The organism is Burkholderia sp. Ac-20349, from assembly GCF_017104865.1.
GTDB classification, from domain to species: domain Bacteria; phylum Pseudomonadota; class Gammaproteobacteria; order Burkholderiales; family Burkholderiaceae; genus Burkholderia; species Burkholderia aenigmatica.
Map to the genome: position 1 here is coordinate 1 of NZ_JAAGPM010000197.1, position 11,134 is coordinate 11,134.

Below are 11,134 nucleotides of genomic sequence, written 5' to 3' on the forward strand. Positions count from 1 at the left end.
TTGGGGGCGTGCTGCTCATGACTGGAAGGCGGCTATGAACCAGTTCGCCATCCTTTACGAGGATCGATTCGTTCGACCATCCGTGTGAATCTCAACCCGCCTTGAACACGGAAATCCTGACACCCCCCCCGGCCGTGAAAGATCCGGTTTATGTCGAGGCCAGAGCGTCCATGCCGGGGCCGCACCGCGCAGCGTGCGGGATGGTCATTCGGCATTGTGGCGATCCTCAACCGGACCATTGAATCGCTGCCGAGGCGGAGTGCCCGCCCGCACGCCCGTGTCGAAAATAGACGAGTCCGCGTCGGAAGCATACAAGTCCCCACCACGCTTTCGAACTAACGTGACAGGCCTCTCTTACACGATCGTTAGTCTGGAGCCGACATGTCCGATTTCATCACCGTCTTGCGCGAAACCTGCCCGACCCCCGTCCTTGACGCGACCAAGTGGAAGCGCATCGGCGGCGATCCGCACACCGTGAACCTGAACGCTTATCTCTCGAAGGACGGCAGCAAGATCATGGGCACCTGGATCTGCACGCCGGGCAAGTTCGAGGTGAACTACGAGAAATGGGAGTACTGCCACTTCCTCGACGGCTACTGCATCATCACGCCGGAAGGCGAGGAGGCGGTGCACCTGAAGGCCGGCGACGTATTCGTGATCGAACCCGGGATGAAAGGGACGTGGGAAGTGGTGGAGACGGTGCGCAAGTATTTCGTGTTCGCCTGAGTGAATGGATCGGATCGGCCTGCGCAAAAGGCGCCGGTCGTTCCGACACGTTGAGCCGCACCCGTCAGCCGATACCCCCGAACGGGGATGGCTGCCGGGATGACCCGCGGCGGATTCCGGCTCAATAAAACTCGTTCCGGTTCGGAAACAGCTCGCCGAGCGTGGTCGCGTGCCCGGCCGGTTCCGCTATCCCGCCGATCGCGCCGGGTGCCTGACGCTCGCGATACGCGCTCGGCGACATTCCGTACGCGCGCCGAAACTCGCGCCCGAGATGCGACGCATCGGCAAATCCGCAGGCGGCCGCGATTTCGGAAATGTTCTTGTCCAGATGCGTCAGCATCCATGCGGCCGTGCGAATCCGGATTGCCCGGTAGCACGCCGCCGGCCCGCTGCCGGTCGCTTCCCTGAACAGCCGTTCCAGCTGTCTCGACGAGACGTCCAGCCGTCGCGCCAGCTCGTCGATCGTAATCGAGTGGCTGATGTGTTGTTCCATCAGCAGGATCGCGCGCTTCACCTTCGGATGCGCGTTGGGCGCGACGCCGGGCGGATGCGGTTGCGGCGCGCTGACCGTTTCGCGTCCGTCTACCAGCAGGATCCGGAGCGCCTTGTAGACGATCGACGGCTCGATGTGCCGCACCAGGATCGCGGCCGCGACGTCAATCGACGCGCGTCCGCCGGAGCAGGTCACGCGCCGGCCGTCCACCACGTAGAGGCGATCGGACACCACGAGCTTCGCATCGACGGACGGAAACCGCTCGATGAAATCCCAGTAGTGAAACCAGCTGATGCAGATCCGGTGTCCGGCCATCACGCCCGCACGGGTCAGCGCGAACGCGCCCGTGCAGATGCCGACCAGCATCGCACCGGTCGATGCGGCCGCGCGAATGAATTCCAGCGTGGCCGCGTCGAGTTCCGAGCGGGCATGCAGGAGCCCGCCCACGACGACCACGTAGTCGTATTCCTGACGCGCGTTCAACGACTCCCACGCCGGGATCTGGATCCCGCAGCTGGCGCGAACGGGGGCGGCCATGTCGCCGAGGATCGTCCACGACAGTCTGACCGGACGGCTGTTGTCGCCTTCGTCGGCCGCGAGCCGCAGCACGTCGATCATGCCCGAGAACGCCGTCAGCGTGAAATTCGGCAACAGGACGAAGCCGAACCGGATACGGGCCGGCATGGCGGGTTCCGGCGGGCTGGCGACAGGTGCTGCATGACTCATGATGATGCGCGGATAAGGCAGCTGCTCGCGCAGATGCAAGACAAGGGGGGCCGGCGCGATGCTCGGCGAATCGCACCGGCGGGCAACGTGGGCCGCCGCGCCGGGTTGCCGTGCGGACAAACGTCGTGAACGACGCGGCCGGGATATTGCCGGCCGGGTCGAGTGGAAACATCGCCGTGGCATGGCAGTCGTCGGCGCAGGGCGCCACGCACCCGAAACTCGCGAAGCCCGATGCGACCGCCTCGCCGGCAGCGGCAATCGCGCGCCTGCCTGCGCGCGTCGATGTGTCCTCAGGCCGACGACACGCCGCGGCGGCTGAGGCTCGACTGCGCATCGCGGCTGCGCTGGTTGAGCCACGCGGCGATCAGCACGAGCCCGGCGAGCACGCCGGTTGCCGCGACTTCCATCCGGTGGCCGTCGAGGAACAGCATCGTGACGAGCGTCCCGCAGATGAACACGATGACTGCCCACGTGAGCCACGGGAACATCCACATCCGCAGCGTCAGCGCCGAACCACTCACGTCGAGCATGCGGCGCATCCGCAGTTGCGACACCGCGATCACCAGATACACGAGCAGCGCGATTGCGCCGGACGTCGCGATCAGCACGTTGAACACCTGTTCCGGTACCACGTAGTTCGCGATCACGGTCAGGAAGCCGAACGCGGTCGACGCGAGCACGGCCGCGCGCGGCGTGCCGGTCGAATCGGTGCGATGCAGGAACGCCGGTGCATCCTTGCGCTTCGACAGCGAGAACAGCATCCGCGACGCGGTGTACAGCGCCGAGTTCAGGCAGCTCGCGACCGACACGAGCACGATCACGTCGATGATCGCTTTCGCATGCGGGACGCCGAGCAGTTCCATCACGCGCTGGTACGAGCCGTGTACCGGCAGCAACGGGTCGTTCCACGGCACGATCGCGGTGACGAACAGGATCGAGCCGAGATAGAACAGCGAGATGCGCCAGATCACCGAATTCGTCGCGCGCACGATCTGCCGCTCCGGATGCTCGGATTCGGCCGCGGCGATCGTCACGATCTCGGTGCCGACGAACGAGAACATCGTCATCAGCATGCCGGCGAACACCGCGCCGATCCCGTTCGGCATGAACCCGCCGTGCGTGACCAGGTTCGAGAAGCCCGACGCGTGGCCACCCGGCAGCAGCCCGAACACGGCCGCACCGCCGATCGCGATGAACACGGCGATCGCGACGACCTTGATCAGCGCGAACCAGAATTCGAATTCGCCGTAGTTCTTGACGGAGAAGAGGTTGGTCACCGTCAGCAGCAGCGTGACGCCGAGCGCAAAAATCCACGTCGCGATACCCGGGAACCACGCGTTGAGGATGGTGGCCGCCGCCGTCGCCTCGATCGGGATCACGAGTACCCAGAACCACCAGTACAGCCAGCCGATCGTGAAGCCGGCCCAATGGCCGATCGCGCGATCGGCATAGGTGGAGAACGAGCCGCTGTCCGGATGGGCGACGGCCATTTCCCCGAGCATGCGCATCACGAGGACGACGAGCGCGCCCGTCAGTGCATAGGCGATCAACGCTGCCGGTCCTGCTGCCGCGATCGCGTGGCCGGAGCCGACGAACAGGCCTGCGCCGATCACGCCCGCGATCGACAGCATCGTGACGTGGCGTGGCTTCAGGCCGGTCGCCAGGCCCGTATGACTACCATTCATGTCGTCCTCCAATCCCTGTTTCCAGTATCTGGTTTGTTGTTCAATGAGCTGCCCGTTGCAGGGAGCCATCGCGGCGTTTCCGCATGCGTTGGCCTGCCTGACGACATGTATCTTCTCGGCACAAAACCACGCGATCTAGAAAATATCCGACCGCAACCCATAACAAATGCGACGCGCGGTTGATCGGCGGCGACACTTTTCACGTGTGATGTCGATGGAAGCGGCGATGCCCCGGGCAAACGCGGATTGCGGGGCGCGATCGGATATCGGCAGGCGCCGCCGATATCGGGCGCGGATGACAGGGCAGGACACGTGCAGCGCGTGACGGGGAACGCGTCGGTACGCCGATGTGGAGCGGCGCGATTCGGACGCTGCCAATCACGTCGCATGACGTTCGCGAGCCTGCAAGGCGTTACGCAAGCACCTATGATGCAGCGATCCGCCCGTCGCGCCGGCCACCATGCGTGCATGACCTGCGAACACCGAACGTATTCCCGGAACCCCGACCATGCGCATCACCGCGATCCACGAACGAGCGATTCCCGTGTCCCGCTATGCCGATCCGGCGATCGCGTCCGGCGGCCTGACGACGAGTGTGGTCGCGGTCGTCACCGACGTCGTGCGCGACGGGCGTCCCGTGACGGGCTACGGCTACGCATCGGTCGGCCGTTTCGCGCAGGGCGGCCTGATTCGCGAACGGTTCGCGCCGCGCCTGCTGGCCGCCGCCGACACGCTCGCGGACGAAGCGGGCACGAACCTCGACCCGTTCCGCGCATGGCGCGCGATGATGGCCGGCGAGAAGCCGGGCGGGCACGGCGAACGATGCGTCGCAGTCGGCACGCTCGACATGGCGATCTGGGATGCCGCCGCGAAAATCGCACACTTGCCGCTTCATCGCTTGCTCGCCGACCGGCTTGACCGCACGGCAGCACCACGCGTGCGCGTCTATGCAGGCGGCGGCTACCGCTATCCGCATGACGATCTCGCGCGTCTGTCGGACGAGATGCGCCGCATCGTCGATCTCGGCTACACGCACGCGAAGATCAAGATCGGCGGCGCGGATCTCGACCAGGACCGCAGGCGTATCGAAGCTGCGGCCACGCAACTGGCGGACAGTTCGCATCTCGCGGTCGACGCGATGAACACGTACGACGCGACGACCGTCGACGCGGCCGCCGCGATGCTCGCGCCGTTCGACCTCTGGTGGTTCGAGGACATCTGCGATCCGCACGACCTGCCGCTCCAGGCGGATCTCGCCACGCGCTACGCATCGCCGATCGCGGCCGGCGAGGCGCTGTTCTCGCTCGCGGAAGCGAAGCTGCTCGACCGCTACGGCGGTTTGCGCCCCGAGCGCGACGTGCTGGTGTTCGATCCGGTGCACTGCTACGGGCTGCCGGGCTATCTGCAGATCGTCGACCACTTCGCATCGCGCGGCTGGCGGCGCGACGCATTCTGGCCGCACGGCGGCCACCTGTTCTCGCTGCATGTCGTCGCGGCGCTCGGGCTCGGCGGCGCGGAAGTCAATCCGTTCGCGTTCCATCCGTTCAGCGGACTGGCCGATGGCGCGAGTGTCGACGCCGGACATGCACCCGTACCGCAAGCACCGGGCATCGGCTTCGAGCTCCATGCCGGCGCACACGACGTGTTTCGCGCGTTATCGAGCCGCTGACGCCTGAAGCGCGTCGATCGCGAAACGCACCGCGAAGCCGAGCATCATCGCCGCGACGAAGCAATCGAGCAGGCGCCATGCCAGCACGTGGGCGAACCACGCGCGGCAAGCGCGTGCGCCATAGGCGAGCAGCAGGAACCACGCGAGCGAAGCCGTCATCGCGCCGATCGCAAACGGCGCGCGTGCGGCGGGCGCGTGGCTCACGATCACGGTGCCGAGCAGCAGCACGGTGTCGATCCACGCATACGGATTGAGTAATGAGACGGCGGCGGTCGCGAGCACCGTGCGCGACCGCGTGGGTTCGCTGCCCGGGCGTGGCCCATCGACGTGCTCCGGCTGTCGCCGCCGGATCGCGGAGCGCAGGGCGAGCAGGCCATAGCCGGCGAGATACGCGATGCCGGCCCACAACGCGGCCGATACCACGCCGGGATGCTGCGACAGCAACGACGACAACCCGTGCGCGCCGAGCGCGATCAGCAGCGCGTCGCTGCCTGCGCAGACGAGGGCGATGGAGAGCAGATGGGGGCTCGAGATCGAGCGCTTGATGACGAAGGCGTCCTTGGGGCCGACCGACGTGAACAGGGCGGCGCCAAGCAGCAGGCCTTCGGCGAAGGCAGAGGTGTCGAGCACGGGCGGGCCGACAACCTCTTAAGCTGAACCGGTAATGGTTACGATGAACGAAACGTTAAGGGGTGCCCGGGGGCGTTGTCAATGCCCCGCCAGGCGCCCATACGCCGATGACCGTCCCGACGCCGGTCAGTGCGTGGCCGCTTCGCCGAGGTTGAGCGCAATGAGCGCACAGACGGTCAGCGCGATGCCGGCGAGCTTCAGCGACGACACCGATTCATCGAAGCAGACGATGCCGATCACGGCTGTGGCCGCGGTGCTGGCGGCGGCCCAGCTTGCATACGCGAGCCCCATTTCGAGGCGCTTCGTCGCGAGCGCCATCAGCCACACCGCGCAGGCATAACAGACGACGGTGAGCGCGGAGGGGAACGGGCGGGAAAAGCCGGCCGACAATTTCAGGCCGACGGAGCCGAGGACTTCGGCGAGGACACTGACGCCCAGCAAAAGCCAGGCAGACTGGAGCGGGGACACGAACGGCCTCCTTCCCCCGACGCTTATACCGAGCGGCGAGGAGAAGTGGCGGTGTCAGCGGTACCCAGGATGAACGGAGCTTAGTACGCGGGGCGCGGCGGCACAAGGCACGCGGCGTACCCGTCACGCGCCGTCGGCCTGCCCGGACGCCCACTCGGGCCGCTGCCCGAGCGCGTCGAACAGCCGGACGATCTCGGTTTTCACTTTCTGCACCGCGTTGCTGACGAGCGCCGTATCGTGCCAGCACAGCGACAGGTCGCGCGCGAACAGCCGGTGCGCGACCGTCGACAGCTTGAGCTTGCGCTCCTCGATCTCGACGTGCGCGGCCGTCCACGGCAGGATCGTCACGCCGAGCTGCGCCATCACGGCCGCGAACAGCAGCCCGGTCGAGCTCGCCTCGAAGCTGATCTCGTACGACAGCCCGGCCTCGCGCATCGCCCAGTCGACCCGGTTGCGGATCGTGTTCGGCGCGCTCGGCAGCACGAGCGGCATCCGCGCGATCGCGTCGAGCGGCACGGGATCGTCCGGCACCTGGAACCCGGGCCACGTGATCAGGTACAGCGTCTCCGTCAGCAGCCGGTGGATCGCGATGCCGCGCGTGTCGACCGCGTCGACGACGATCGCGAGATCGAGCCGCGCGCGTTCGAGCAGCGTGTCGAGATCGGCGCTCGGCGCCTCGATCAGCTCCAGCATGATGCCCGGGTAGCGGTCGCGCACCGCGCGGGCGAGCGGAATGGCCAGCACGCGCGCGGTGCTCGACGGCATCCCGACCGTCACGCGGCCCTGTGGCGTGTCGGCGTCGCGGCGCAGCAGCTCGCGCGTGCCGTCGGCCTGGCGCAGCAGGTCGAGCGCGTGCTGATACAGCGTGCGGCCGGCGGCGGTCGGCGCGACGCCGCGCACGCTGCGTTCAAGCAACTGCATCCCGAGATCCTGTTCGAGATTGCGCATCTGCTGGCTGACCGCCGGCTGCGCGACATGCAGCGCCTCGCTCGCATGCGTGACGTTGCCGCATTCGACGACCTTCACGAAATAGCGCAACTGCCTCAAGTCCATCGCCGCCGCCTCCCGATTCGAGCCATAAGCCAATCCGATCGAGCAAGATGAATATCATATTTTTCCCCGATCGATGGGGTTTCTATACTCGTCTCACAAAAGAGCCAGCCTCCCGGCCATCCCGGACCGGACGCGGCAAACGCGCCGGCCCCGCCGGCAAGGAGACGAAGATGTTCAAGGCGATCGACGCGCCGGCGGCCGGCGCGAAGCCGCAGCGCACGCCGCTCACGCGCGAGCAGGTCAAGGGCTTCTGGGCCGTGTATGCGGGCTGGGTGCTCGACGGCGTGGATTCGGTGATCTATGCGCTGGTGCTGATTCCGGCACTGACCGAACTGCTGCCGGCGTCCGGCATCGCGGCGACGCCCGCGAATCTCGGGATGTACGGTTCGATCCTGTTCGCGCTGTTCCTGATCGGCTGGGGGCTGTCGTTCATCTGGGGGCCGCTCGCCGACCGCTTCGGCCGCGTGCGCACGCTCGCCGCGAGCATCCTGATCTACTCCGTGTTCACCGGCGCGGCCGCGTTCGTGCACGACGTGTGGGCGTTGGCCGCATGCAGGCTGATCGCCGGGATCGGTGTCGGCGGCGAATGGGCGCTGGCGGGCACCTACGTCGCCGAGAGCTGGCCGGAAGATCGCCGCAAGATGGGCGCCGGCTACCTGCAGACGGGCTACTACTTCGGCTTCTTCATCGCGGCGTGCCTGAACTACACGATCGGTGCGACCTACGGCTGGCGCGCGATGTTCCTGTGCGGCCTCGCGCCCGCGCTGCTCGCGGTGTTCACCGTGATGCGCGTGAAGGAGCCGGGGCAGTGGCGCCGGCACGATGCGCGCGACGGCGACGTGGCCGACGCGCGGCGCGCGCATCCGCTGCGCGAGATCTTCGCGCCGGCCTTCCTGCGCCGCACGCTGACGAGCGCGAGCCTCGTCGGCGTCGCGATCGTCGGACTGTGGGCCGGCTCCGTCTACGAGGCGAGCGCGGTCAGCACGCTGGCGGCGCGCGCGGGCATCGATCACATCGGCGCACTGCGGCTCGCGTCGGTCGGCGCGGCGATCCTGTCGTGCGCGACGATCGTCGGCTGCCTCGTTGCTCCCTGGCTGTCCGAACGGCTCGGCCGGCGCACGGCTCTCGGCGTGTATTTCGCGGGCATGGCCGCATCGATCGTGTTCGCGTTCGGCTGGGCGTTCTACCAGCCGAACGGGCTCGCGGCGTTCATGGTGTCGCTCGCGTTCCTCGGTTTCTTCGGCGGCAATTTCGCGATCTTCTCGCTGTGGCTGCCCGAGCAGTACCCGACGCGCGTACGGGCCACCGCGTTCGCGTTCAACGCGTCGGTCGGCCGCTTCATCGGCGCAGGCGTGAACTTCCTGCTCGGCGCCGCGATTCACGGCTACGGATCGCTCGGCGTGCCGGTCGCATGGACCGCGGCCGTATTCGGGCTCGGCATCCTGATCCTGCCGTTCGCGGTCGAAACGCGCCACCAGACGCTGCCCGAATGAGCGGTGCGCCGCGATCGTTCTGAAACGAGCCACACCCAGTCATCAATATCAGGAGTCCGGAATGCAGGCATTACAAGGAATCAAGGTCGTCGATCTGAGCCGCGCGCTGTCGGGGCCGTTCTGCTCGATGGTGCTCGCCGATCTCGGCGCCGACGTGATCAAGGTCGAGTCGGGGCCGCACGGCGACATGAGCCGCGCATGGGGGCCGTTCGATCGCGGCGTGAGCACGTACTACCTGTCCTGCAACCGCAACAAGCGCGGCATCTGCGTCGATTTCCGGCAGCCGGCCGGCCTCGACGTCGTGCGCCGGCTGATCGCGCAGGCCGACGTCGTGATCGAGAATTTCAAGGCCGGCACGATGGACGCGATGGGGCTCGGCTACGCCGCGCTGAGCGCGCGCGATCCGCGGCTCGTGATGGGCAGCGTCACCGCGTTCGGCCCGCGCGGCCCGTTGCGCGACTGGCCCGGCTTCGACCAGATCGCGCAGGGTTATGCGGGGCTGATGAGCCTCACCGGTTTTCCTGACGGCGAGCCGACCCGCACGGGCACCGCGATCGGCGATCTCAGCTCGGGGATGTGGGTCGCAACCGGCGTGCTGGCCGCGCTGTACGAGCGCGAGCGCACGGGGCGCGGCCAGCACGTCGGCACGTCGCTGCTCGAAAGCCTCGTTTCGCTGCTGAGCGTGCACGGGCAACGCTATCTGAGCCTCGGCGACGTGCCGCGCCGCACCGGCAATGCGCATGCGGTGATCGCGCCGTACGGCGTGTTCGAGACGGCCGACGGGCCGCTCAACCTCGCACCGATCACGACCGACATGTGGCTGCGGCTGTGCCAGTTGCTGGACCTGCCCGAACTGCCGAACGATCCGCGCTTCGCGACCAACGACGCACGCGTCGCGCACCGCGACGAACTGAAAGCGTTGCTCGAAAGCCGGCTGCGCACGCGCGGCAAGCGCGAATGGACGCAGCGTTTCGTCGACGCCGGGCTGCCGGCCGGGCCGATCAACACGCTCGACGAAGTGTTCGACGATCCGCAGCTCGCGCATTGCGGGCTGGTCGAGCCGGTTGCGCATCCGACGCTCGGCACGCTGCGCCAGGTCGTCACGCCGCTCGGCGGGATGGGGGACGACCTGCCGGCGCCGCGCACGCGTCATGCGCCGCCGCTGCTCGGCGAGCATACGGTCGACGTGTTGCGCGAAGCGGGCTACGGCGACGACGCGATCGACGCGCTGCTGGCCGGGCGTGCGATCTTCCAGGCGGAAGCAGTGGCGGAGGCCGTGCAATGAGCGACACGACGAAACACGAAGGGGCGTCGAACGTGACGGTCGACATGATCGGCGAGCGGATCGCGCGCGTACGGTTCGCGAACCCGGCGCGACGGCATGCGCTCGACGCGCCATTGCTCGATGCGCTCGTCGCGCGTCTCGATGCGCTGGCCGAACATCGTCCGCCACCGGTCGTGATCCTGTCGAACGACGGCAGCGGCGACGTGTGGAGCGCAGGGCACGACCTGCGCGAACTGGCCGACGATCGCGATCCGCTCGCGCACGGCAAGCCGCTCGAACGGGCGCTGCGGCGCGTGCGGACTTATCCGGGCGCGGTGATCGCGGCGGTGGCCGGCTCGGCGTGGGGCGGGGCGGTCGATCTCGTGATGAGTTGCGACCTGGTGGTCGCGGCGCGCGACGCGCGTTTCGCGATGACGCCCGCGAACATCGGCCTGCCGTATTCGACGAGCGGCCTGCTGCGCTTCTACGACAACCTGCCGATCCACGTGTTGAAGGAGATGTTCTTCTGCGCGCAACCGCTCGATGCGGAGCGCGCCGCGCATCACGGGCTCGTGAACCGGCTGGCCGACGCGGGCGGTGTCGACGATGCGGCGCTCGACGTCGCGCGCACGATCGCCGCGAAGGCGCCGCTCGCGGTGTACGCGGTGAAGGAGCAGTTGAGGGTGCTGCAGGACGCACGGCCGTTGCCGGCCGACGCGTTCGAACGGATTGCCGAGCTGCGCCGGCAAGCGTGCGAAGGCGCGGACTTCGACGAAGGGCTGCGCGCGTTTGCGGAGCGACGCGCGCCGGTGTTTCGCGGCGTCTAGGCGACGTGTCGCGCGAGCCGGGCGCGCATGCGACGCGAGCGCGCGGACGCGCTCGCGTCGCTACGCGGGAGAACGGAAGACGACCGGCCTGAAATCCAGT

General features: G+C 67.7%; 10 protein-coding genes. 5 read left to right on the plus strand and 5 right to left on the minus strand.

Features of this window, described 5'->3' with window-relative positions; genetic code table 11:
• Nucleotides 1-381 precede the first annotated feature (381 nt).
• Nucleotides 382-726, plus strand: a complete 345-nt coding sequence (locus tag G3N61_RS35585) for a cupin domain-containing protein (RefSeq protein ID WP_006752094.1) — start codon at nucleotides 382-384, stop codon at nucleotides 724-726.
• A gap of 121 nt (nucleotides 727-847) precedes the next feature.
• Here the strand turns inward: G3N61_RS35585 and G3N61_RS35590 are convergent, their stop codons facing one another.
• Nucleotides 848-1,945, minus strand: coding sequence for a GlxA family transcriptional regulator (locus tag G3N61_RS35590; RefSeq protein WP_241018058.1), 1,098 nt, complete (start codon nucleotides 1,943-1,945; stop codon nucleotides 848-850).
• Nucleotides 1,946-2,235: 290 nt separating this feature from the next.
• Entirely contained in the window at nucleotides 2,236-3,630 is a 1,395-nt protein-coding gene (gene gabP / locus G3N61_RS35595; protein ID WP_089450666.1) for a GABA permease, read from the minus strand.
• Nucleotides 3,631-4,138: 508 nt separating this feature from the next.
• Between gabP and G3N61_RS35600 the strand changes: the two genes are divergently transcribed.
• Nucleotides 4,139-5,299 carry an enolase C-terminal domain-like protein gene (locus tag G3N61_RS35600; protein ID WP_205824700.1) on the plus strand — a complete coding sequence of 387 codons (1,161 nt, stop codon included), beginning with the start codon at nucleotides 4,139-4,141 and terminating at the stop codon, nucleotides 5,297-5,299.
• On the opposite strand, the gene G3N61_RS35605 is transcribed toward G3N61_RS35600, so the two are convergent.
• The 3 genes from G3N61_RS35605 to G3N61_RS35615 form a co-directional block, all read right to left on the minus strand.
• A complete protein-coding gene (locus tag G3N61_RS35605; RefSeq protein ID WP_205824701.1) occupies nucleotides 5,285-5,929 on the minus strand; it encodes a LysE family transporter in 645 nt (214 codons plus the stop codon). The two genes, G3N61_RS35600 and G3N61_RS35605, sit on opposite strands and share 15 nt — an antisense overlap.
• A gap of 126 nt (nucleotides 5,930-6,055) precedes the next feature.
• Nucleotides 6,056-6,397 carry an SMR family transporter gene (locus G3N61_RS35610; protein ID WP_205824702.1) on the minus strand — a complete coding sequence of 114 codons (342 nt, stop codon included), beginning with the start codon at nucleotides 6,395-6,397 and terminating at the stop codon, nucleotides 6,056-6,058.
• Nucleotides 6,398-6,520: 123 nt separating this feature from the next.
• The gene (locus tag G3N61_RS35615) at nucleotides 6,521-7,450 is read right to left on the minus strand and encodes a LysR substrate-binding domain-containing protein (RefSeq protein WP_089450069.1); all 930 of its coding nucleotides are present in this window, start codon (nucleotides 7,448-7,450) and stop codon (nucleotides 6,521-6,523) included.
• Nucleotides 7,451-7,620: 170 nt separating this feature from the next.
• Here G3N61_RS35615 and G3N61_RS35620 point away from each other — a divergent pair, with 170 nt between their 5' ends.
• The 3 genes from G3N61_RS35620 to scpB all read left to right on the plus strand — a co-directional run bounded on the left by G3N61_RS35620 (nucleotide 7,621) and on the right by scpB (nucleotide 11,034).
• On the plus strand, nucleotides 7,621-8,943 hold the full coding sequence (locus G3N61_RS35620) for an MFS transporter (RefSeq protein WP_043181673.1): 1,323 nt from the start codon (nucleotides 7,621-7,623) through the stop codon (nucleotides 8,941-8,943).
• Between the two features lie 61 nt (nucleotides 8,944-9,004).
• Nucleotides 9,005-10,228: a CaiB/BaiF CoA-transferase family protein gene (locus G3N61_RS35625; protein ID WP_205824703.1), complete on the plus strand. Its 1,224-nt coding sequence runs from the start codon at nucleotides 9,005-9,007 to the stop codon at nucleotides 10,226-10,228.
• Entirely contained in the window at nucleotides 10,225-11,034 is an 810-nt protein-coding gene (scpB, locus tag G3N61_RS35630; RefSeq protein WP_205824704.1) for a methylmalonyl-CoA decarboxylase, read from the plus strand. Before G3N61_RS35625 ends, scpB begins: the two co-directional genes overlap by 4 nt.
• The last annotated feature ends 100 nt before the right edge of the window (nucleotides 11,035-11,134 follow it).

What these genes read in the sequence shown, in the direction of transcription:
- G3N61_RS35620 (WP_043181673.1), top strand. Translation starts at nt 7,621, where the DNA reads ATGTTCAAGGCGATCGACGCGCCGGCGGCCGGCGCGAAGCCGCAGCGC.
- G3N61_RS35625 (WP_205824703.1), top strand. Translation starts at nt 9,005, where the DNA reads ATGCAGGCATTACAAGGAATCAAGGTCGTCGATCTGAGCCGCGCGCTG.
- G3N61_RS35600 (WP_205824700.1), top strand. Translation starts at nt 4,139, where the DNA reads ATGCGCATCACCGCGATCCACGAACGAGCGATTCCCGTGTCCCGCTAT.
- gabP (WP_089450666.1), bottom strand. Translation starts at nt 3,630, where the DNA reads ATGAATGGTAGTCATACGGGCCTGGCGACCGGCCTGAAGCCACGCCAC.
- G3N61_RS35590 (WP_241018058.1), bottom strand. Translation starts at nt 1,945, where the DNA reads ATGAGTCATGCAGCACCTGTCGCCAGCCCGCCGGAACCCGCCATGCCG.
- G3N61_RS35585 (WP_006752094.1), top strand. Translation starts at nt 382, where the DNA reads ATGTCCGATTTCATCACCGTCTTGCGCGAAACCTGCCCGACCCCCGTC.
- scpB (WP_205824704.1), top strand. Translation starts at nt 10,225, where the DNA reads ATGAGCGACACGACGAAACACGAAGGGGCGTCGAACGTGACGGTCGAC.
- G3N61_RS35615 (WP_089450069.1), bottom strand. Translation starts at nt 7,450, where the DNA reads ATGGACTTGAGGCAGTTGCGCTATTTCGTGAAGGTCGTCGAATGCGGC.